The 22,011-nt window shown below is 62.2% G+C and carries 16 protein-coding genes; 9 read left to right on the top strand and 7 right to left on the bottom strand.

Annotation, left to right across the window (positions count from 1 at the left end):
* Positions 1-186: 186 nt before the first annotated feature.
* From ABC319_RS00290 to ABC319_RS00275, 4 genes are all read right to left on the bottom strand, one after another.
* Positions 187-1,032, bottom strand: coding sequence for a DMT family transporter (locus ABC319_RS00290; protein WP_066667189.1), 846 nt, complete (start codon positions 1,030-1,032; stop codon positions 187-189).
* Between the two features lie 67 nt (positions 1,033-1,099).
* A complete protein-coding gene (locus tag ABC319_RS00285) occupies positions 1,100-3,688 on the bottom strand; it encodes a TonB-dependent receptor (protein ID WP_082731222.1) in 2,589 nt (862 codons plus the stop codon).
* A gap of 549 nt (positions 3,689-4,237) precedes the next feature.
* The gene (locus tag ABC319_RS00280; protein ID WP_066667187.1) at positions 4,238-5,146 is read right to left on the bottom strand and encodes a transporter; all 909 of its coding nucleotides are present in this window, start codon (positions 5,144-5,146) and stop codon (positions 4,238-4,240) included.
* Between the two features lie 32 nt (positions 5,147-5,178).
* Entirely contained in the window at positions 5,179-6,903 is a 1,725-nt protein-coding gene (locus ABC319_RS00275; RefSeq protein ID WP_066667186.1) for a GMC family oxidoreductase, read from the bottom strand.
* 321 nt (positions 6,904-7,224) lie between these two features.
* Here ABC319_RS00275 and ABC319_RS00270 point away from each other — a divergent pair, with 321 nt between their 5' ends.
* From ABC319_RS00270 to ABC319_RS00250, 5 genes are all read left to right on the top strand, one after another.
* Entirely contained in the window at positions 7,225-8,691 is a 1,467-nt protein-coding gene (locus ABC319_RS00270; RefSeq protein ID WP_022676122.1) for a benzaldehyde dehydrogenase, read from the top strand.
* A gap of 562 nt (positions 8,692-9,253) precedes the next feature.
* A complete protein-coding gene (locus tag ABC319_RS00265) occupies positions 9,254-11,176 on the top strand; it encodes a helicase C-terminal domain-containing protein (RefSeq protein ID WP_413068378.1) in 1,923 nt (640 codons plus the stop codon).
* A gap of 82 nt (positions 11,177-11,258) precedes the next feature.
* The gene (locus tag ABC319_RS00260) at positions 11,259-12,272 is read left to right on the top strand and encodes an IS110 family RNA-guided transposase (RefSeq protein WP_413068377.1); all 1,014 of its coding nucleotides are present in this window, start codon (positions 11,259-11,261) and stop codon (positions 12,270-12,272) included.
* 353 nt (positions 12,273-12,625) lie between these two features.
* Positions 12,626-13,297: a hypothetical protein gene (locus ABC319_RS00255; protein ID WP_413068376.1), complete on the top strand. Its 672-nt coding sequence runs from the start codon at positions 12,626-12,628 to the stop codon at positions 13,295-13,297.
* A gap of 454 nt (positions 13,298-13,751) precedes the next feature.
* Entirely contained in the window at positions 13,752-14,171 is a 420-nt protein-coding gene (locus ABC319_RS00250; RefSeq protein WP_242417104.1) for a hypothetical protein, read from the top strand.
* Between the two features lie 49 nt (positions 14,172-14,220).
* Here the strand turns inward: ABC319_RS00250 and ABC319_RS00245 are convergent, their stop codons facing one another.
* Together ABC319_RS00245 and ABC319_RS00240 are read right to left on the bottom strand one after the other, a co-directional pair.
* On the bottom strand, positions 14,221-14,844 hold the full coding sequence (locus ABC319_RS00245; protein ID WP_082731335.1) for an SOS response-associated peptidase: 624 nt from the start codon (positions 14,842-14,844) through the stop codon (positions 14,221-14,223).
* Between the two features lie 45 nt (positions 14,845-14,889).
* Complete coding sequence (locus ABC319_RS00240; protein WP_066773491.1) at positions 14,890-15,159, bottom strand: HU family DNA-binding protein; 270 nt, start codon at positions 15,157-15,159, stop codon at positions 14,890-14,892.
* 41 nt (positions 15,160-15,200) lie between these two features.
* On the opposite strand from ABC319_RS00240, the gene ABC319_RS00235 reads away from it, so the two are divergent.
* A complete protein-coding gene (locus ABC319_RS00235) occupies positions 15,201-15,377 on the top strand; it encodes a hypothetical protein (RefSeq protein WP_156442302.1) in 177 nt (58 codons plus the stop codon).
* Here ABC319_RS00235 and ABC319_RS00230 read toward each other — a convergent pair.
* Positions 15,374-15,901: a hypothetical protein gene (locus ABC319_RS00230; protein WP_242417103.1), complete on the bottom strand. Its 528-nt coding sequence runs from the start codon at positions 15,899-15,901 to the stop codon at positions 15,374-15,376. The genes ABC319_RS00235 and ABC319_RS00230 overlap by 4 nt on opposite strands.
* An 86-nt stretch (positions 15,902-15,987) precedes the next feature.
* On the opposite strand from ABC319_RS00230, the gene ABC319_RS00225 reads away from it, so the two are divergent.
* From ABC319_RS00225 to ABC319_RS00215, 3 genes are read left to right on the top strand one after another with little or no spacing between them, the layout of a single operon-like run.
* The gene (locus ABC319_RS00225) at positions 15,988-16,749 is read left to right on the top strand and encodes an ImuA family protein (protein ID WP_183937299.1); all 762 of its coding nucleotides are present in this window, start codon (positions 15,988-15,990) and stop codon (positions 16,747-16,749) included.
* Positions 16,664-18,457, top strand: coding sequence for a DNA polymerase Y family protein (locus ABC319_RS00220; protein WP_242417102.1), 1,794 nt, complete (start codon positions 16,664-16,666; stop codon positions 18,455-18,457). The genes ABC319_RS00225 and ABC319_RS00220 overlap by 86 nt, the downstream gene beginning before the upstream one ends.
* Positions 18,454-21,717, top strand: a complete 3,264-nt coding sequence (locus ABC319_RS00215) for an error-prone DNA polymerase (RefSeq protein WP_066773501.1) — start codon at positions 18,454-18,456, stop codon at positions 21,715-21,717. The genes ABC319_RS00220 and ABC319_RS00215 overlap by 4 nt, the downstream gene beginning before the upstream one ends.
* The last annotated feature ends 294 nt before the right edge of the window (positions 21,718-22,011 follow it).

Genomic DNA, 22,011 nt, shown 5'->3' with positions numbered 1-22,011 from the left:
CTGAGAAAACGATCCTCTTTTGAAATGGTGTCGCGAACGGCCGGTCCGGGATCGGGCGCTAATCCCAAGCCAGCGGACCTCCCGCTAGCATTCCCCTTTCACCATCCCGATCGGAGCAGTCGCCGGGCTTAGCGTACGACTTGAACCATCCTCTCACCGGCGCCCTTCCTAGACCATCAACATACGTCAGCTTCTGTCCCGTGTCGTGATCGCGACCCCCGCGGAGGCGACGATCAGGCCGGCGATCTGCACCGCGCCGAGCGCCTCCCCAAAGAGCATGAACGCCAGCACCGCCACGACGGGCGGCACAAGGTAGAACAGCGAGGCGACGACCGAGACCGCGCTGCGCCCGATCATCATCAGGAGCAAGGTCATCCCGCCGACCGACAGGCCGATTACCGACCAGGTTAGCGCGCTCCACGCCTCCCAGCTGCCATCGAAGCGCATATCCTCGGTCAGGAGCGCGACGGGCGCGATGACGAGGCCCGAGGCGGCGAATTGGATCGCCGCGCCGACGCGTAGGTCAACGCCACCGCCGCTGCGCTTCTGCCAGATGGTGCCGAGCGTGATGGCGACGGTCGCCAGCGCCGCGACCGCGACGGTGACGGGAGCCGCCGCGTGGACGGACGAGGTCACCTGCGGGGCGAGCACCATTGTCGCGCCGATCAAGCCGACCAGGATTCCCATCCACTGCCGACGGGTGACGCGGTCGCCAAGCATCGGCCCGGCCAGCGCTGCGGTCAGGAGCGGCTGCAGGCCTGTGATGAGGGCGCAGACCGCTGCCGGCAGGCCATGGCTGACTGACCAGAACACGCCCGCCAGATAAATTCCCTGGAGCAGGAGGCCAGCGACGACCGCGTTCGCCCACAACCGCGGTTCGCGGGGCCTGGACGCACCGGCGAGCGCAGCTAAGCCGGTGAATATGGCCGTACCGCACGCGAAGCGGATGGTCAGGAAAGTGAGCGGGTCCGCGTGGCCCGCGACGAGGCGTGCGACCAAAAAGCCAGTCGCCCAGATGCTGACGAACAGCATCGGGGCGACCGTAACGAGGTCGGGAAGCGACCGGGACCTACCGGACACTTGCCCGTGGAGAGAGGGTTCAGAAATTGATCGTGCCTTCGACCGTGAACATGCGCGGCGGGCCGTACGTCACCTCGGCATAGCCGGATGCTGCGGTGAGGGACGAATTGCCGCTGCCAATATAGGCCTTGTTGGTCAGATTGGTGACGCCCGCAGCGATGCTGTAGCGGTCGGCCCGGTCGGCGTAACGCAAGGTCGCGTTGACCAGCGCATACTTGTTCTGGGCGATCTGCTCGGTGTTCGGCGCGTCGAAGTAGGTCTTGCTGCGGTACGCGACGTCGACGCGCGGAGTGAGCGAACCCGAGCTCAACGGGATGCGGTAGGCGAACCCGCCGTTGAGGCTCCACTTCGGCGTATAGGCCTGCATGTCGTCGAGGTCGACGCGACCTAGCGCGCCAGGCGCAAGGTTCGCCTGCCCGGCATTGAGCGCGTTCGTGAAGCTGTCGTAGCCAAAATCCGTGTATCCGACGCCGAAATTGATCAGCAGCGGACCGATCGGGCTGACGGTTCCTTCGACCTCGAAGCCATTGATCGTCGCCTCGCCGGCGTTGCGCACGACCGGGGCGACGCCCTCGCGCACAACGATCTGGATGTCCTTGTATTTCGACTTGAAGGCTGCGGCGGAAAGCCGGAGCGTGCGGCCGATGAGCAGCTTGCCGCCGATCTCGTACGACGTCACCTGCTCGGGGTCGAATTCGGGCAGAAATTCCCGACCCGTCGGCGCGTTGGGCGAGATGACGGGCTGCACGATGCGGGTGTTGAAGCCGCCGCTCTTGAAGCCCTGCGAGTAGCTCGCATAGGTCATGAGCTCCGGTGTCCACTGATATTGCAGCGTCGCCGCGGGCGTGAACTTGCTGTTGGTCTTCGAGTTGAGGACCGGGTTGAAGAGGAAGGTCCGGGAGCCGGTGCAGGTCGCGGCCACCGCGCCCGTGCGCTGCGGCCCGAGGCAGACGTTCTGGGCGTTCAGCGGCGCGGGATAGGCCACGTTGTAGCCGACGTTCGTGTAGCCGTAGCCGCTGACGGCGGCGGTCTCGAACGGCGTGGCCTCCTTCTTGTCGCGGGTGTAGCGGAGGCCGACCGTCAGGTTCAGCTTGTCCGTGATCGCGAAGGACTCCTGCGTAAAGATCGCCAGCGATTCATTCTTGATGTCGGCGTTGTTGTTGAGGCCGCCGACGCGCAGTTCCTCGCCGGTGGTGGCGCTGATCTGCGACGGGAGGAAGACCGGGTAGAACTGGTAGTCGGTCTCGCGAAAATAGTAGGCGCCGAATTGGTACTTGAGGCGGCCGTTGGGGGTCTCGCCAAGGAACTGCAGCTCCTGGGTGAACTGCTTTATGTTGTCCTGGTTGACGGTCTCGAGGATGCGCAGCGGCGTGTTGTCGGCGTCGCGGATCGAGAAAGGGTTGGTCTCGCGATAGGCAGTGATCGACTTGACGGTCAGCCAGTCGGCGACGTCGTACTGGAGTGTCAGGCCGATGCCGTACATCTCCAGCTCGGACCGGCTGGGCGCGTTGGAGGCGACCTTGAAGGGGCCGAGGGCCGAGTACTGGTTGTTGGCGCAGCGGCGATCGTTGTTCTCCGGCACCGGCGTGACGGGGTTCGTCAGCGCGAAGCCGGGACAACCCGCGATTACCGAGGCGAAGCGGACGAACGCGGCGCTGGTGTTGATCCCGCCGAAGACGGTCGGCGACCCGTTCACGTCGTCCTTGGTGTAGTCGCCGATCAGCAGCGCCTCGAACTTGTCACTCGGCTTCCACAGCAGGCTTGCACGGGCCGCAAATGTGTTGACGTCACCGAAGTCGCGTCCGTCGAGGATGTTGGTGACGTAGCCGTCGCGGATGCGCTTGGTGGCCGCGAACCGTACCGCCAGCGTCTCGCTCACCGGGAGGTTGAGGACGCCGCGCAGATCCGCGCGCTTATAGTCACCGAGCGTCCAGCCAACGTTGCCGGACACGCCGGAGAAGTTTGGGCGCGCGGAGAAGACCTGGATGGCACCGCCGACGGTGTTGCGACCGAACAGCGTCCCCTGCGGGCCGCGGAGCACCTCGACGCGCTCAACATCAAGTAGCGATATGGCGGTTCCACTGGCGCGTGCGAAGTAGACGCCGTCGACGTAGAAGCCAACGCCGGGATCGGTCGAGGCCAGGAAGTCGGTCTGACCGACGCCGCGGATGAAAATCGCGGAGGACGAGCTGTTGCCGGATGCGGGCGCAACCGCGCTGAATTGGACATTGGGAGCGAGCTGGGTGAGCTTGTCGGAGGAGTCGATCTGACGCTCGGCGAGCGCGCTGCCCCCGAACGCCGCGACGGAAATAGGGACGTTCTGGATGCTCTCCTCGCGACGGCGCGCCGTCACGACGATGTCGCCAATGCCTCCAGGTTCCTCGGCGATGGGGTCGGACTGCTGTACGGGTGGGGCGGAGGCCGCCGGGGCCGGCGCGGCCTGTGCTGCCGAGGTGCCCGCCTCAACGACGGGCTGTTCCGGTGGCGTTTGGGCGGGAATGGTGGTCTGTGCCAAGGCAGGGGCGGGAACCACGCCAAGACCGATCGCGAGTGCCGTGCTGGACACAGTTCGGCGGATGGTCGCCGTGTAGCTTCGATGAGCCTTCATGTATTTCCTCCCCGTTCGCTCGACTGCCGGGGCTCCGCCCGGTCAGAACGCGTTCGTTGACGAAAGTTAGGAAGAAGTCTTTCCGAACGTCCAATACCGATGACGTATGCGATCGATACCTAGGAGGTCGGTGACACCAACAAGGCAAATCAGTCTTTCGGGAATATCAAGTATGCCCCCGCCAAAGAATTCTTAGCCGATACCGGCATGGTATGTAAATCGATGGCACACCAATGATCTGTAGAAGCGGGTGAGCCCTTTGGAACGTTCGTCGGCGGCGCTGGATATGCCCCCCCCACGCTTGCGAGTTCGCGCACGGGGCGGGGCGCCTGCAAAGCCGGAAGTGCGAATGCGGCAGCAGCGCGGAGTCGCAACCGAGGTGGTCGCTGGCGCCCTCCAATAGCTCAGGGGTGTTCACGCGTTGAGGCAACCACCGAGGCTTCAGCGGCGCGAAGTTGGCAGATTGACGCTGGGGGAACATAAGGAAGGTGGGTCGATCGCCGCAGCGACCGGCCCACCTCGGCTTCGAGCTTGGTTCCGCAGGGTCGGTCAGAGGATTTTTAGGACCCGCACCTGAATTCGGGCAGCTTCGTTGAAGCCCTCTCGTGATTGTACGTCACGTCCGCCGATCAGCTCGAGCTGCCACTTCGGCGCGACGAATTTTTGGATCGCCAGTCTAATCTGCTGACGCTCAGAGCGCTGACCGGTATAGACGCCGTCGAGGTGCTCCTTGCCTCCCCACATACTCGCGGTGCCGATGGCGATCGTCGTCTTCTTGTCGGGCAAGGCGTACCGAAGCCAGCTCTGGACATGGTAGACGGGCTTCTTCGTCAACCGCTGGCTGAGCGCGCCGACGTCATTGTTGACCGTGAAGAAGTTCACGTCGCCGTAGAGATCGAGGGTGACGTTCTTGCCTAGCCCCTGGATGAAGCCAATCTGCGGATCGAACGACCACCGATTATTGCCGAAGTTGACGGCCTTGTTGCGGTCGTACGTCCCGGTAGGGATACCCACGATCGGCGAGAAGCCGAGATACGTCGAATAGTTATCGCTCGGCTTGTTAACAAACCAGATCGTCGCAAAGACGAGAACGTCTCCGATACCGGTGGATGATCCCAGATTCTGCCCACCAACCCGAGCATCATGGACCGACCCCACCGGTACGATGATTTGCGGATCGACGACGAACGGCCCGAGTTTCGTGAAGTGGACGTAGCGCAGCAGCGCGACCGATGTGTTGAGATTGGTGTCGTCCTTCAGCTCCCCGCCGCCTGGAAGCTTGAGCTTGTCGCGGTTGATGAACTGGCCGTAGACCAGCGCGAGGTCGGTGCCGGGGGGTAGCGCCGTGTAGTCACCGGGGTCGACCGCTGTCTGAGCTTGAACGGGTATGGCGGCAGCAAAGCCCAGCAGGGCGGCGGACGTCGCCAGGACGCCACGGATCGTTGCCGAAATCGGCATGGTGCATTCCCCTCTTTTTTGATCGTGTTCGTTTAGGCGGTGATGGCGCTGGCAGCCTGCTCCCCGATGATGACGCAGCCTGCCATGGTATTGCCGGTCGTTACGCGAGGCATGATCGAGGCGTCCGCGATGCGGAGGCCCTGGATGCCGTGAACGCGCAACTGCCCGTCCACGACGGACATGTTATCCCGACCCATCTTGGCGGTGCAGCTCTGGTGCCAGTAGGTCACCGCCGCGTTGCGGGCGAAGTCCTGGAGGTCGGCGCCAGTGATCTTCCCCGGCATAACCTCCCGCTTGTTGAAAGCCGCGAGTGGACCGGTATTGCCGATCTCGCGGCAAAGCTCGATGCAACGGAGCATTGCCGTCATGTCATCGGGCTCAGCGAAGGTATTTGCCGCAATGTTGACCGGGGAACTGGGGTCCGCACCGGTGATGGTGATCTCACCGCGGCTCTTCGGACGCACCACGGCAGGTGATAGCGACCAGCTTCCAGCAGGCGGGTTGTACTGCTTGCCCGTGACTTCACTCACGTAGGGAATCTCGATCTGGAACGGCTGCAAATCCGGCGTGTCGAGCTTGGAGTCACTCTTCCAAAAGAAAGTTGCCTCGGCGGCATTGTTGCGCGGCGCGATCGGCTCTTTGTACTCCCAGACGCAACCCGCGATCATCACGTGATCCTGGAAGTTCTTGCCGACACCCGGGAGGTCCGCGACGACAGGAATGCCGAATTTGCGAAGCTGCGCCGCCTCGCCGATGCCCGACTGCATCAGGATCTTGGGCGTGTTGATCGCGCCGGTCGAAAGAATTACCTCGCGCGTCGCACCGATGGTCATCAGCTTTCCGCCATGGGTGAACTCGACCCCAGTGACGCGCGTGCCCTTGGTGGTGAGCTTGCGGATCGTCGCCTGCGTGAGGACCGTGATGTTCGGCCGATCCAGAATCGGCCGGACATAGGTGCTGAACACGTTGAGGCGCTCGCCGGGCTTGTAGCGAACGTTGGGGATCGCAGCCCCGCCGACGCCCTCCATCAGGATGGCGTTCTGATCAGGGAAAGTCGGGATCCCAACGCCTTTGCACGATGCGAGCATCGCGGGCGCAATGGGCGAAGGATTTGGTGTTTCGCCGACATATACAAGACCACCCTTGCCTCGTCGGTGCGCATCGGCAGGACCTTGGTAATCCTCAATGCGGCGGTAAATTCCGAGCACGTTCTCGTAGCTCCAGCGCGGATCACCGGACTCACTCGCGAAATAGTCCCAGTCGTTCTTGTGACCACGCGACCAGATCATAACGTTGATCGACGATCCGCCGCCCAGGACCTTGCCCATCGATAATGGGATTTCGCGATTGTTGATCTTGGGATTTGGCGCGCCCTTGAAGCCCCAGTCCCGCTCGCTACCGAGGTTTGTGAACCAAACGCCAGGATTGGTAACGCTCGGCACCTGATCGCTGCCGCCTGCCTCAAGAAGCAGCACTTTGACCGCCGGGTTTTCAGCGAGACGGCGCGCGACAACCGACCCGGACGAACCGGCGCCACAAACGATATAATCGTACTGCTTTTGGAGTGCCGCGCCAAGCTGAAGCTGATTTTCGCGGGCGGCCTGCGCGAATGCGGCCCGGCTCACAGCAGTTGTGGAAGCGATTCCCGCCATTGCGGCAACTCGCAAGAAGTCACGCCGCTCGAGCCGCCCCTGCATCAAGCCATCCTCAGCGGCGAGGACTGCGTTGAGCGCCCGAATGCTCGCGTCGTCGTTCATCAATCCTCTCCTTGCGGCAATGGCGCCGCATCGTGTCGCTTCGGCTCCAGCCGAACGCATCGCCGCTTTTCGTGCGTGTCGATTTCAGGAGCGTAATGACGAGAGTCGACTGCCGTCCAATACAGATCTTGTATCTATCCAATACCCTGACGGTAGCTCGCCACGGTCGCCTGCGTACCACCAATTGGCTTGTAGACCGAAAACAACGCCTAAATTAGGGTCATCATATCCACTGGGTATCGGTGAGCGACCTCAACGGTCTTTGCGGCCCGATGTTGATCGAAGGTACGCTATGCCAAACGAAAAGCTAGGAGAGCGGAAGTGACGGACAGCACAAAACTGATCGGAGACGAGCAGCTTAGCGGCGGGGCGTTCACCGGGAGCTGGACAACGCTGTCGACAACGACAGACGTTCAAGAACCTGCAACGGGAGCGACGTTAGGCAAGATCGGCATCGCCAGCCCCGACGACATCGCGGCGGCTGCCGCGAGTGCGCGCGCCGCTCAGAAGGCATGGGCCTCCGATACTCCGGATAATCGGGCAGCCGTTTTTCCAAAGGTTGTGCAGGTTGCAACCGAGCGGTGGGACGAGATCGTCGAGTGGATCATGCGCGAGAGTGGATCGGTCAGAGCGAAGGCCGAATTCGAACTGTCTATAACCATCAAGTCGATCTCGCTTGCGGGTGCCATGCCACAGCAAGCGCAGGGGCTTGTGCTGCCGAGCGAGCGTGGGCGCATCAGCCTCGCCCGTCGCCGACCGTTAGGCGTCGTAGGCATCATCGCCCCGTTCAACTTTCCGCTCTATCTGGCGATGCGCGCAGTCGCACCAGCGATCGCGGTCGGCAATGCAGTTGTGCTAAAACCCGATCCGCGCACGTCCATTTGTGGCGGCTTCGTGATCGCCCGGTTGTTCGAGCTTGCGGGTCTACCAAATGGCGTCCTCCAGGTACTGCCGGGACGCGGCGACGCGGGCGAGGCGCTGTGCCGTGATCCGAACGTCGCCATGATTCAATTTACTGGATCTACCGCCGCTGGTCGGATGGTAGGCAAGACGGCCAGCGAAAACCTGAAAAAGGTCTCGCTGGAACTTGGCGGTAAAAATTCTTTGATCGTCCTCGAAGACGCGGATCTCGAACTGGCAGCCAAGAATGCCTCATGGGCGAGCTATCTTCATCAGGGACAGATTTGCATGTCTGCAGGGCGGGTGCTGGTGCATGCGACCATCGTCGAGGAGTTCACCAAGCGCCTCGTAGCTCACGCGGAAGCGCTGCCGGTGGGCGATCCAATGTCCGGGCAGGTCGCGGTTGGACCGCTCATCAACCAGACGCAAGCCGACCACGCCCGCAAGGTCCTAGATGGAAGCGTTGCCCAAGGTGCGAAGGTAGCTGCGGGTGGCACGTCCGATGGTTTGTTTTTCAAGCCGACCGTGCTGACAGGGGTAAGCAAGGACATGCCTGCGTTCAGCGACGAAATCTTCGGGCCTGTGGCGGTTGTCGTACCGTTCGAGAGTGATGAACAGGCGATCGCGCTCGCCAACGACACTGAATACGGCCTGTCCGCGGCGATCATCACCCGCGACGTTGGACGCGGTATGGCCATTGGTGACCGCCTTCAGGCGGGTCTGGTCCACATCAACGACCAAACCGTGAACGACGACGTCGTTAACCCTTTCGGTGGTGTCGGAGCATCTGGTAACGGAACATCGATCGGCGGCCCGGCGAACTGGGAAGAGTTTACGCATTGGCAGTGGACGACCATCAAGGGAACAGCACCCGCTTACCCTTTCTAGAATGCCTTCGAAAATTATAGTTCGATTGAAATGTGAGGTGTGCCACGAGGACTGTGGCATACCCGTCAATGAACACACGCAAACCCATAACGCTTGGCCGCTGATCGGTACCAGGCGGTGTTCGACGCCGCATTGAAACGAATCTACATAGAGCGAGGATTAAGACATAACCTCACCCATGTGTCCAAGCATCGAGGTGGAGCACCCGACTGTCTCGCGGGCCTATCGTTTGTAGGACAGTCGCCAGCAGTAAATTCAACGCGCCGACACCGTCTTGCGAGCGCACATAAGGCAGAGCTTCAATCCTCAAAGGAGCTCTGCGGTGCCGTTTGGTAGGGTGCCCTTTGGTCCTCCTTGGTTAGGACTTCAGGCGGACCAAAGGGCCAACCCGAGCCAAATTTATGACGTCCAATTTTGGCGGAAATCGGACCGGCCAGAGTAGGAACGCAGAGGGTATACCCATACCAGACCGCACACATTGAAGCCAGGCAGAGACATTTACCCATTGCAGGGCAGGCGTAATCAATGCGAGTCCTCTACTCTAATCGGAAGAGGGTGCCTTATGGATATCGACTTTGATGCGCTGCTGGATGACGACGAGGTCGCACCTATTAACCCGCGTGAGATATTCCAGACCCTCGACAAACATAAGGATTTCGATTTTCTTCGGGATGTTCAACGGGACGTACTCGACGGGTGGTTCTCCCGGGGAACGTCTAAAGACACTGTCATCAAGCTTAATGTAGGATCCGGAAAGACGACCGTCGGACTGCTCGCTCTGCAAAGCTCGATTAATGAGGGAATTTATCCGGCCGTATTTGTATGCGCGGATAACCTTCTAGTCGACCAAGTAGTATGGGAGGCAGATCGCTTGGGTATCGCCGTTTCTACGGCCACCCGGGACCCTGATGTCAAAGCCGGCTCTAAGATCCTCGTTACAAGCATCTATCACGTCTTTAATGGCATGTCAGTGTTTGGCGTCGCCAAAGAGGGCGAGAAGATCCCCATAGGCGCCATCGTCGTGGACGATGCACATGCATGCCTGCGCACTCTTGAGCGGCAATTCCGGCTAACGATCCCGTCCAGCCATCCCGTTTACGAATGGGCTCTCAACAGGTTCGAGGAGGCAATCAACCAACAAAGCCCACGCAGCCTCAAACGGATTAAAGCTAACGATCACAGCGATTACGTTGAGGTGCCCTACTGGGCGCTCAAAGATGCTGCAGATGAACTACTGACAGAGTTAGTCAACGCCGAGAGCGAAAAGCCCTTCAAATACGTCGTCCCATTCCTTGGCGAAGGCCTCGCGCTCTGCCGGGTGATAATAGGCGGCCAAGAGATGGAGATTTCTGCCGTCTATCCCTGGGCAGACCTGGTCAACCCCTTTAGGCGTGCCAAACGGCGCATCTACATGACCGCGACGCTCTCTGATGACACTATCCTAGCCACTCACTTTGGAGCAGACCCTGACGTTCTGGAGGTGGCGGTAACCACGCCTTCCGCGACAATGGGCGAGCGGATGATTTTGATGCCGCAACAGCTCAACAAGGACATAACGTTCAACGACGTCAGCGGTATGTTGAAGGAGCTTTCAAAGGAGCATAACGTCGTCGTTATTGTTCCATCGAAAGCAGCTTCTGAGGAATGGGCTAACCACGCCGACCAAATATTGATGGGCGATGATGTTGCTGACGGTGTCGCGAAGCTCAGGCAATCGCACGTCGGTATGACGGTGCTTGTGAACAGATATGACGGCATCGATCTCCCGGACGACGCGTGCCGCGTTCTCGCTATTGTAGGTCTGCCAGAGGCTGCATCGCTGGTAGAACGCGCGGACATGACAGTGCTGAGCGCGTCCGGTGTCACTCTGCACCGGCAGGTGCAGCGGATAGAGCAAGGCATGGGTCGTGGCGTGAGATCAATTGACGACTTTTGCGCCGTCATCCTGTTCGGCTCGAAGTTGACGGAGAGGCTTCTTTCTGCGGACGGAAAGGCGATGCTTACCGCCGCGACGAGTGCGCAGCTCGACCTTTCTCTAAAACTCGCGAAACAGGTCGAGAAGGCGGCGGGCGGGACAATCGATATCGGAAAGGTCGCTCAAGTCGTCGACCACTGTCTGAGCAGGCACGACGGGTGGCGAAAATCAGCGCGGTCGGCACTGCTGAAAGCCGAGGGATCAAATGAATTGCGCTTTGACCGCACGCAGGTGACCCTGCGATCCGCAATCGACTTGGCTCGAGATGGCGATACGAGGGGAGCAGTCGCAACGCTGCAACCTGTGGTGACCTCAGCAACGGACGATGACAATAAGGCCTGGTTGATGAGCCGCCTTGCGCAGCTTACGCACTTTCACGATCGGGCAGAGGCGCAGAAAATAACCAAGGCGGCCTACGCTTTGAACCGGAGCGTAACCCGCCCACTCGAAGCGCTTAGCTATGAACGCCTCTCAACAGTGAACGAAGCTCAGGCTGTGTCTGCAATATGAACTGATGGGGTGGATGCCCCCTTCGAGCGGCGTCGTATGATGCCGGACCGGCACCGGGAGGTGCCAAGCGAAGGAGGAGCAGATGACCGACGTCCACATCCTCGCCATCGACCTGGCGAAGCGCAGCTTCCAGATCTGCGCGACAGCGCCGGGAGGGGCGGTTCTATTTAACCGGACCGTGTCGCGGGCCAAGCTCGAGACGCATCTGCGCGAGCAGGCGCCATGCATCGTCGCGATGGAAGCCTGTGCCACGAGCCACTTCTGGGGCCGGTTTGCGCAAGCGCTGGGGCATGACGTTCGCCTAATCCCGCCGATCTACGTAAAGCCGTTCGTCAAACGGCAGAAGAACGATGCAGCGGACGCCGCAGCGATCGCAGAAGCGGCTGTTCGACCGAACCTGCATTATGTGGCGGTGAAGAGCGCCGAGCATCAAGCCCGTGCCGTCGCCTTTCGAACGCATCAATCCTTCGTCGGTCAGCGCACGCAGTTGATCAATGCGCTCCGTGGCCACCTGGCCGAGTTCGGCCTGGTCGTGGCGCAAGGGCCTGCGAACCTGAAGTCAGTCGTCGGGATGATTGACGACGGCGCGATCGACCTTCCCGACGCGGTTCGCGATGTCGCACGCCTCTACCTGGACCAGATCGCGTTGCTCACGAACAAGATCGAGGAGCTGCACTCGAAGCTCGTTCACTCGACCAAGGTTGACGACGCCATGCGTCGGCTGTGTACGGTGCCGGGGGTCGGCCTCGTGACCGCAGGCGCGATCATGGCCTTCGCGCCGGATCTGCGGACCTTTGCAAGCGGCAGGAACTTCGCCGCGTGGCTGGGCCTGGTCCCGCGACAGCGATCCACCGGCGGCAAAACGCGGCTCGGCTCGGTCAGCAAGATGGGGCAGGCCGATATCCGCAAGCTGCTGATCGTCGGCGCGATGAGCCGGATCAGATGGATCGTCCGCAAAGGCGTCCTGCCCGACAACTGGCTCGGCCATGTGCTCGGTCGCAAGCCGCGAATGGTGGCTGCGGTCGCCTTGGCCAACAAGATGGCGCGCATGATCTGGGCGATGATGACGCGAGAAGAGAATTATCGGATGGCGTAAGCCGGTCGTCTTCCTCTGAAGCGAACCGGTAAGCGCCTGGGGGCTTCGCGGCCCTCGCAAGGAGATCGACTGACGATTATGCGGCAAGGACTTCAATGTTCAGGACGTGGAAACCAGTCCCGGGGCGCGAGCATCGTAGCTCTCTGAACCGATGTGGACCGCGTTCTTCGAACTGCATACCGGCCAGTGGCAAACGATGAGCCACGCGAACAGGCCTGACACACGAACGATATAAGCGCCGAGCCGCCAGAACGTCGGAAAATCGCCTTGCAAAACCGGGGGCATCCACACACGCCCCTCCCGGCGCTGTCGCGCAGATCTGGAAGCTGCGCTTCGCCAGGTCGATGGCGAGGATGTGGACGTCGGTCATCTGCTCCTCCTTCGCTTGGCACCTCCCGGTGCCGGTCCGGCATCATACGACGCCGCTCGAAGGGGGCATCCACCCCATCAGTTCAATACGTTACCTGCGGACCCGCCGTCTTGAGCATCAGGATCGGATCTTTTTCGCGACGGACGTCAAGGAGGATCTTGCCTTTAAGCGCGTGCCTTACAAACGTTTTGAGGAGGCTGTGCGTCAGCTTGGTCTAGCAATCGGGATGCTCTCGCAGCGGCCAGAGGAGGACTATCAGGAAGGTCCGGATAATCTCTGGCGGCTACCAGGGAGGGAGTTTCTGGTCATAGAATGCAAAAATGAGGCTGGATCCGAGGAAGGCATAAAAAAGCGCGACCTCGGCCAACTCGGCCAATCAATCGAGTGGTTCAAAGACCGATATGGGGATACCGAGCCATTTATCCCGATTATCATTCATCCACTCTCGTATGTAGGGCCGCAGGCCACTGCTATACCGGATTGCCGGGTCATAGATGGGCACCGGCTTCGGCTACTTAGAGATAGCTTTTTGGACTTCGTTAAAGCGGCGAATGAGGAGGTTCTTGGAGACCCCGCGGCCGTACATCAACAACTCGCCACACATAACCTGACAGCAGATCGCTTTATAGACGCGTTTACCGTACCACTTGCATAGGCGTAAATCGATGAGGCGGAGTGTCTGTAGCCCCGCCTAGAACCGATATGACGTTTCGGAGTTAGGGCTGGAAGTGCCTATTTTAGCAGACGGTCAGCACGGTAATTTAAGGCAGCGCTTCCTCGGTCGCGCTGTAAAGGTCCTGCGCCTTTCGCTTCCAGTCGTCACACTGCTAATACCTCCCTATATATTATTTGTGGGAGAATCATCCCAGCTTTCGTTGTTCAATGAGTTTGGCCTGCCATCCGGCTTGCAGGACCAGACTGCGGCTGGCGATTTCATAGCCGGAATAGTCGCTATCCTGAACGCCTCCGCGACAGCGATCTTTCTGGCGGTTACCTTGATATGCATATTAGGCGGCGCTGTAAGCATGACCTGCCTAGCGATCATCGATAGAATACGATGGATCGATCGGAAGGTTGGTCATCGCGTAAGGGCGGTCAGCCGAGCAGGCATGAACGGTATGAAGGCAGCAGGCTGCTTTGGACCTATTATAATTGGGTCCGGCCCCTTTGTTGCCATGATCGTCTTCGGTATCCTGTACGGTCTTTTCTTTGCATCAGGTACAGTCCTCTCGGTTGGTTACGAAGAGGGCATGCGGCTCGCGAAGGAAGCAAAATCGAGTGCCTTGATTTGCGCTGGCCTAAAGAGACCAGCGGCGAATGGCGGCAGAACAGATTGCGTATCAATTATTACGAGCGGCGGATCGAGGATTTCTGGTTATCCAATGCCGACGGATCAGCAAATCATTGTCATAGATCAATCGGGGAATGCCAATTGGGTGAAGAGCGACGACGGCCTCACTGTGATGAAGACCACTATTCAACATCCGCATCCGCAGCCTACCAAGCCGAAGCCTCATAAATCCCCATAACGGTGCCGCATAAAAGGCAAAGTCGGCGCGGCCGCTTGCAAGTGCAGCGCTATTCTAAGCGCATGAGTTGCGCCGGATACGGAGATACAAGTGGCTCTAACTCGTTCCAGGGGCCAGTGAGCCATCGAGCATAATCGTCGTCATGCAGAATGACAGGCATTGCCTTGGGGTGTATAGGCGAGACTAGGAAGTTGGGCTCAGTAGTAAGAAAACTATAAGCATTCCCGCGCTCCGTCGGTCTCCAAATTCCGGCAAAGGCGAAGACAGGTCGGCTGGGCACGTCGAACCAGTGCAGCGGCTTCTTGCCGTCCTCACCAGGCGCGAGTCCATATTCAGAGAACGACGTAACCGGCACGAGACAACGCCGAGCCGGGGTGGTCAGCATCGACCGCCAGAAGCTGGAACTGAGATTGCGCACGTTGGTCACGTACTTCGTCAGCTTTACCGTCGGATCACGCTTACTCGGCACCTGCGTCGGCACGCCCCACTCCATGCGCTCGAGCCTGCGATCGTCGCCATCCTGCACAACGACAGCGCCATAGAACGGCGTCTTCTTCCCCGTCGGGAAGATATCGCCAATTGGAAACGTCTCCTCCACCTCATAGGGGGTGCGGATGCCGAACGTCGCAGCCACCTCGGCCTGCTTCGCCGTTAATCGATACCGATTACACATCAGCGCCTCCTATCGGCGCCGGCGACGATCGCCGGCGCTTGTTCGTCAGAGCTTGTCCTTCAGACCCTTCGCGGCGGTAAACGACACCTTCTTCGACGCCGCGATCGTCATGGCTTCGCCGGTCGCCGGGTTGCGGCCCTGCCGCTCGGGCCGATCCTTGACGGCAAACTTGCCGAAACCAGGGATCGAGACTTCATCGCCCTTCGCTGCAGCGTCCGCGATCTGATCGAAAACCGCCGTGATCGCCTTCTTGGCGTCGGCTTCGCTCGATCCCGTCGACGTGGCGACGCCCTTGGCCAGCTCGCTGATGTTCATGCTATTCATGCTCCCTAGAAAAACGAGCGGAATCCTTACTCATGACGAGCGACGACACAAAGACCGTACTGGATGAGGCGAACGCCCGAGCGGTTGCGCTGATGCTCGACAAGCTCGAGGACCACGATGTTACCGTGATCTATGAGGCAGTCGGCGGGATAGGGCCGATCGCTGACATCGCGGCTGACGCCATGAAGAACCGAAACATTGACCTCTAACTTGCAGCGTGTCGCTCGCGGGTGATGCGCGGATCCTCATACAGGTCCCGCATCGCCCGCAGCCGAAACCCATTCCACCAGCGCTGCCAGCGGTGCTCGGCCGCATCGTGGATCATGTGGCAGCGTTGACAGAGCGCTCGCAGGTTAGCCGGGGCGCTGTTGCTCGGATCATGATCGAGGTGCGCGCATGCCAGCACGACATAGGTCGTCCGGACGCTCGCCAGCGTAAAGCCGCCCTTCATCGAAACCCGCTTGCCCTGGTCTGACCGCCAACACCTCGCATCGGCATCCCACCAGCGTCCATCGCCAAGGTGAGCGACCCGCCGAAGGTGCGGCCGACCGCATTGCTCGCAGCGCCTGCCGGCGCGGTCGAACCGGATCGTGCCTGACAGCTGCTGCCAGTCGATCGGGTAAAGCCAACGGTTTTCGGCGCGGATCGGCATCGCATTTCTATGAGTCACGCGACCAGCCTTGGAAAGCTGATTTTCGCCGTTTGTTTTCACACCGTTTTGCAGGTGTTCCACCGCGAAACGATGAACCGAGAGGATCGAGGCTTGACCAATAGAGCTCGGTAACGGAACATAAAGGGAACGAGTAGAGTCTAACCCTTATGCCCGCCGCCCTTGATTCATCAGCGCCGACCATAGCGCATCTTCGGACGATCGCCACACCCGCGACCGACTTCCGCATCATGCCTTTCGGTGTCGATGCGATCGACGGGCGGCTCGGGGCAGGGGGCCTTCGCGCGGGCGCGCTACACGAGGCGACGGCACAGAGTGCCACGATGGTCGACGACGCGGCGACGACCCTCTTCCTCGCCAGCATCGCCGCGCGCGAAGCTGCTGCGACAGGCGGGCCGGTGTTGTGGGCGAGCTGCCGCGCTGACCTGTATGCGCCGGCGCTGGAGCAGATCGGCTTACCCAGCGCAGCCGTGATCCATGCCCAACCGCGCGATGACGCGGCCCTTCTGGCGGTGATCGAGGATACGGTGCGCGACGGTACACCGTCTGCCATCGTCGCGGAGGCGAGCAAAGTCTCCATGGTCGCCACCCGCCGCCTGCAGTTGGTCGCGGCCGAGGCTGACATGCCGGTCCTGCTTTTGCGCCGTCGACGCGGACTCAACGAGGATCCGCTTGCCGAACCATCCGCGGCCTGGACCCGCTGGCGGATCGGCACCACACCGTCCGAGCGGCTTGAGGTCGCGGGTGTAGGAAGGGCGAGATGGACGGTGGAATGCGCTCGCCAGCGTGGTGGTGAGGGCTTCTCCCTGATTGTGGAGGGCAGCGATGAGACGGGTCGTCTCGCTGTTCCTGCCGGACTTGGCCATCGAGCGGCTGAGACGGTTGGAACGGTCCGCTTCGCGGCAGCCTGAACGGCTTGTCCTCGAGCTGCCGGTAGATGACGACCCCGGCGCCTGTTCGGTGCCGCGGGGCGGCGGTTGGCGGCCAGGTGCGCGGTGGGCACGCGAGGGCCTGCCGTCCCGCGTCGACGTCGAGACGCAGATCGCGGCGCTGCCAACACATGCGCAGCCGCCTATGCGCGAGCTCGGCCGGCGATCGGAGGCAGCAAGCCACCCCTATAAGACCGTGATCGCAGGGCATCCGGAGCCAAAAGCATCGCCGTTGGATATTAAAACCCATGGCTTTCCACCTCTGGCGCTTATCGGGAAGGCTGGCCGGCGCGAGGAGGTGGTTGCTGCCTGCGAAGGCGCACGGGCGCTTGGCATCCATCCCGGTATGGCTGCGACCCATGCGCGCGCGCTCGTATCGGATCTCGATTTCCGTCCGGCCGAGCCGGAGGCTGATGCTGCACTCCTCGACCGCTTGGCGCTGTTCGCGGTTCGGCGCTGGTCTCCGATTGCTGCTGTCACGCCCGCCGATGGGCTCTGGATCGACCTTGCTGGCTGCGCGCATCTGCATGGTGGTGAGGAGCGGTTCTGCAGGCGGCTGATCGCCTTCTGCCGTCGTGCCGGCTTTACCGCACGCGTGGCCGTCGCTGATACGGCAGGGGCGGCCCATGCCCTCGCTCGCTTCGGCCGCAGCGAGCTGACCCGCGTCGAGCCGGGTGCAACCGCCAGTGCGATCTCGCCGCTGCCGATCGTCGCATTGCGCCTGGCGCCGAGCGCCATCAGCGCGGCCAAACGCTTCGGCTTCGAGACGATAGCGGATCTGCTGCCGGTCGCGCGCGGACCGCTGGCGCGTCGGCTCGGCCTGCCGGCGATCACGCGTCTGGACCAGGCGCTCGGCGCCGTGGCCGAGCCAATCACCCCGCGCGAGGATGCCGAAGTTCCGATCGTCGAACGTCGCCTCCTTGAGCCGATCGGCACAGCTGAGGCGATCGAACAGGTTATGGGCGACCTGCTGAACGATCTAGCGCAGGTCCTGGAGGCGCGAGGCTTGGGCGCACGGGCACTCCGCCTCACGGCCGTGCGCGTCGACGGCACGGAACAGGTCGTGGGTGTCGGCACGTCGCGGCCGACGCGCGAGGTATCGCACCTTCTCAGGCTCCTGAAGCTCAGGATCGAGCGGATCGACCCTGGCATGGGTCTCGAGCAATTCTGGCTGGTCGCGCCGCATACCGAACCGTTGGATGCGGTCGACCTTGGCGCGGTCCTCGCCGGCGAGACGCTGGTGCGGGACCCGGCGCGCCTCGTCGACGTCATCGCCGGCAGGATTGGAGGCTATGCCGTCTACCGGCTTGCGCCCGTCGAAAGCCATGTGCCGGAGCGGGCCGTCACCCGCTCCGACCCGGTGGAGATGCCAGGATCATGGCCGGCATGGAAGCGCCCGATCCGCCTCTTTGCCCGGCCTGAACCGCTGGCGCGCGTGATGGCGCTGATGCCGGACCAGCCACCGCGTCGGTTCGAGTGGCGGGGCAAGACCTACAAGATCGTTGCCGGCGACGGCCCCGAGCGCGTGCACGGCGAGTGGTGGCGCCGCGATGCCGAGGTGTGGGCGGTGCGGGACTATTACCGTGTCGAGGACGATGCGGGCGGCCGCTACTGGGTCTTCCGCCGCGGTGACGGTTTCGAGGAAGATACGGGCGACCTGTCCTGGTGGATGCACGGGGTCTTCGGATGACCCACTATGTCGAGCTACAGGTGCTCACCCATTTTTCGCTCCTGCGCGGCGCGTCGTCGCCGGAGGAGCTGTTCGCGGCCGCGGCGCTGCTCGGCTACCCGGCGATCGGCGTCAGCGACATCGGCACCGTTGGGGGTGTCGTACGGGCATGGGAGGCGCAGAAAGCCACAGGCGTCCGCTCGATCGCGGGCACGCGCGTCGATCTGTCCTGCGGCCGGCGCCTGCTGCTCTATCCGACCGACCGGCCCGCCTGGTCGAGGATCACGCGGCTGCTCACCGTCGGCAAGAAGCGGGCGGGCAAGGGCGGGTGCCTCCTCCACTGGCACGACCTCGAGCCGTGGTCCGAGGGTGTTGTCGCCATCCTGCTGCCGCACGAGGCGGACGAGGAGAACGTCGCCGCGCTGAAGGACCTGAAGGCTATCTACGGGCGTCGCGGCTATATGGCCCTGTTCCAGCGGCGTCGGCCGGGGGACGCGGTCCGCATCGATGCGCTGGCGCGACAGGCGGGCGGGGCAGGCGTCCGTGCCGTCGTGACAGGCGACGTCCTCTATCATGCGCCCGAGGCACGACTGCTGCAGGACGTCGTGACTGCAGTGCGCGAGAAATGCACCGTCGACGAGCTCGGCTATCGCCGGGAGGTGAACGCGGACCGGGCGCTCAAGTCGCCAGACGAGATGGTCCGGCGATTCCGCGCCTATCCGGACGCGCTACAGGCCAGCGTCGACATTGCGCGCATCTGCACTTTCGACCTTGGCGAGCTGGCCTATCAGTACCCGCACGAGCGCCTGATCGAAGGGCTGTCAGCGCAAGAAGCCTTGGAGAAGCTGGCGACCGAAGCGGTCGAGCGGATGTTCGACGGCAACGTGCCGGAGGCCTACACGACGCAGATCGCGCATGAGATGCGGCTGATCGGCGAGCTAGGCTACGCACCGTACTTCCTCACCGTGTACGCCATCGTGCGCGAGGCGCGTCGGCGCGGGATCCTCTGCCAAGGCCGCGGCTCGGCCGCAAACAGCTGCGTGTGCTTCGTGCTCGGCGTCACCTCGATCGATCCGATCAAGCATGAGCTGCTGTTCGAGCGCTTCGTGTCGGGGGAGCGCCGCGAACCGCCCGACATCGACGTCGACTTCGAGCATGAGCGCCGCGAGGAGATCATCCAGTGGATCTATGAGACATACGGTCGCAACCACTCCGCGCTGACGGCGGTCGTGACGCGATACCGCGCGCGCGGCGCGGTGCGCGACGTCGGCAAGGCGCTTGGGCTGCCTGAGGACCTGACCTCCTCGCTCGCCGGCCTTGTGTGGGGCTGGTCGGCCGAAGGCGTCGGCGAGAAGCAGGTCGACGAGCTCAACCTCGACATCGCCGATCGCCGGCTGCGCCTGACGCTCGACCTCGCGCGCAAGCTGATCGGCGTGCCGCGTCACATGTCGCAGCACCCGGGCGGCTTCGTGCTGACCCATGATCGCCTTGACGACCTAGTGCCGATCGAGCCCGCTGCGATGGAGGATCGGCAGATCATCGAGTGGGACAAGGACGACATCGACTCCCTCAAGTTCATGAAGGTCGACGTCCTCGGCCTCGGCATGCTCGGCTGCATGAACCGGGCCTTCAACCTACTCGAACAGGACAAAGGCATTCGGGTTGGATTGGCCGACCTGCAGGACGATGACCCGGCCGTCTACGCCATGATCCAGAAGGCTGACACGCTCGGCACCTTCCAGATCGAGAGCCGCGCGCAGATGAGCATGCTGCCGCGCATGAAACCGCGCCGCTTCTATGACCTCGTGATCCAGGTCGCGATCGTGCGGCCGGGGCCGATCCAGGGTGACATGGTCCACCCGTACCTTCGCCGGCGTGAGGGGCTGGAACGGCCGGAGTACCCGCGCCCGGAGCTGCGCGCGGTGTTGGAAAAGACCCTCGGCGTTCCCCTGTTTCAGGAGCAAGCCATGAAGGTCGCCATCGTCGGCGCGGGCTTCACGCCGGCCGAGGCGGACCAGCTGCGCCGCGCCATGGCCACCTTCAAATTCACCGGCGGGGTCAGCCATTTCAGCGAGAAGCTGATCGAGGGCATGGTCGCACGCGGCTATCCCCGCGACTTCGCGGAGCGCACCTTCCGCCAGCTTGAGGGCTTCGGCTCCTACGGCTTCCCCGAGAGCCACGCCGCCAGCTTCGCCAAGATCTCCTATGCGAGCAGCTGGATGAAACACCATCATCCGGACGTGTTCTGCGCCGCGCTGATGAACGCGCAGCCCATGGGCTTCTACGCGCCCGCACAGATCGTCCGCGACGCGCGCGAGCACGGGGTCGAGGTGCGGCCACCTTGCGTCAATGCGAGCCGGTGGGATTGCACCCTCGAGCGAACAGGCGGGCGTTATTTGGCGGTGCGGCTTGGCCTGCGAGTAATCCGCGGCCTATCGAACGCTGACGGAGCGAAAATCGTCTCGGCGCGCAGCACCACCGCATATGACTGCGTCGAGGACGTGTGGCGCCGATCCGGCGCGCAGCGTGCCGCGATCGAGAAGCTGGCGGACGGCGATGCCTTTCACAGCTTCGGTGCCGATCGCCGGCAGGGTCTATGGAAGGTGAGGGGGCTCGGCGAGGCTCCGCTGCCGCTCTTTGCCGCGGCTGACCGCGCGGCCGAGACACTGAGCGCGGAAGGCATTGAGCCAGAGGTGCAGCTGCGGGCGCTGACTGATGGCCGTGAGGTGATCGAGGATTATCGCAACCTGCAATTGTCGCTCCGTGCTCATCCGCTGACGTTCGTGCGTGACGAGCTGACACGTCGCGGCGTGACGCGCTGCGCGGATCTCGCCAGCGTCCGCGACGGCCGCCATGTCGAAGTCGCGGGCATCATCCTTGTGCGTCAGAAGCCCGGTTCCGCGAAGGGTGTGCTGTTCATAACGATCGAGGACGAGACCGGAATCGCCAACGGCATACTTTGGCCCGACCGCTTCGAGGCGCAGCGCCGAACCGTAATGTCGGCCTCCATGGTCGGTCTAAAGGGGCGCGTGCAGAAGGAAGGCGAGGTGATCCACGTCATCTGCGACCGGATCGTCGACCATGGCGACCTGCTCCACCGTGTCGGAGATATGTCCTTCCCGCACCGCACCGGGCGCGGCGATGCGGGCCAACATCCAGGCTCACCGGATCGCGGGGACAAGGGATGGCAGCCCGAGCCGCGCAACCAATACTGGCCGCCCCATGCGGACGGTAAGGATCCTGAGGAGGTCGCGCGCTTCAAATCGCACGACTTCCACTAATCCGTGTCGACGCTGCCTCGGCACCAGCGCGTGGTGATCGCGCTGTCGGTGCACATCCTGCGTGCCGGCGTGGCCAGGTGTTCGGAGACGACCGTCGACGGCATGGAAGTCCGTCTCGCGCTACGCTGTCTTCTACCCCACTGCCCTGAACGTTGGCCCCTCGAGCTCTATTGGGATGCAGCATCCCAGACGAACGAAATTGGCAGAGCCCAAGGCGTGACGGCCGCGTTTAACGGGATCGTTCGCCAGCTTCGCAAGGCGGGACGGTATGAGGACGTGTCACCGCTGTGAGCA

The organism is Sphingomonas phoenicis (assembly GCF_047238005.1).
GTDB lineage: Bacteria > Pseudomonadota > Alphaproteobacteria > Sphingomonadales > Sphingomonadaceae > Sphingomonas.
The sequence above is the reverse complement of the archived record's forward strand: the minus strand, read 5'-3'. Positions and strand labels throughout refer to the sequence as shown.

Excerpts from the sequence above, each read along its gene's own strand:
- ABC319_RS00290 (WP_066667189.1), bottom strand. The coding sequence starts at position 1,032 with ATGCTGTTCGTCAGCATCTGGGCGACTGGCTTTTTGGTCGCACGCCTC.
- ABC319_RS00285 (WP_082731222.1), bottom strand. The coding sequence starts at position 3,688 with ATGAAGGCTCATCGAAGCTACACGGCGACCATCCGCCGAACTGTGTCC.
- ABC319_RS00280 (WP_066667187.1), bottom strand. The coding sequence starts at position 5,146 with ATGCCGATTTCGGCAACGATCCGTGGCGTCCTGGCGACGTCCGCCGCC.
- ABC319_RS00275 (WP_066667186.1), bottom strand. The coding sequence starts at position 6,903 with ATGAACGACGACGCGAGCATTCGGGCGCTCAACGCAGTCCTCGCCGCT.
- ABC319_RS00265 (WP_413068378.1), top strand. The coding sequence starts at position 9,254 with ATGGATATCGACTTTGATGCGCTGCTGGATGACGACGAGGTCGCACCT.
- ABC319_RS00260 (WP_413068377.1), top strand. The coding sequence starts at position 11,259 with ATGACCGACGTCCACATCCTCGCCATCGACCTGGCGAAGCGCAGCTTC.
- ABC319_RS00255 (WP_413068376.1), top strand. The coding sequence starts at position 12,626 with ATGTGGACGTCGGTCATCTGCTCCTCCTTCGCTTGGCACCTCCCGGTG.
- ABC319_RS00250 (WP_242417104.1), top strand. The coding sequence starts at position 13,752 with ATGAACGGTATGAAGGCAGCAGGCTGCTTTGGACCTATTATAATTGGG.
- ABC319_RS00245 (WP_082731335.1), bottom strand. The coding sequence starts at position 14,844 with ATGTGTAATCGGTATCGATTAACGGCGAAGCAGGCCGAGGTGGCTGCG.
- ABC319_RS00240 (WP_066773491.1), bottom strand. The coding sequence starts at position 15,159 with ATGAACATCAGCGAGCTGGCCAAGGGCGTCGCCACGTCGACGGGATCG.
- ABC319_RS00235 (WP_156442302.1), top strand. The coding sequence starts at position 15,201 with ATGACGAGCGACGACACAAAGACCGTACTGGATGAGGCGAACGCCCGA.
- ABC319_RS00225 (WP_183937299.1), top strand. The coding sequence starts at position 15,988 with ATGCCCGCCGCCCTTGATTCATCAGCGCCGACCATAGCGCATCTTCGG.
- ABC319_RS00220 (WP_242417102.1), top strand. The coding sequence starts at position 16,664 with ATGAGACGGGTCGTCTCGCTGTTCCTGCCGGACTTGGCCATCGAGCGG.
- ABC319_RS00215 (WP_066773501.1), top strand. The coding sequence starts at position 18,454 with ATGACCCACTATGTCGAGCTACAGGTGCTCACCCATTTTTCGCTCCTG.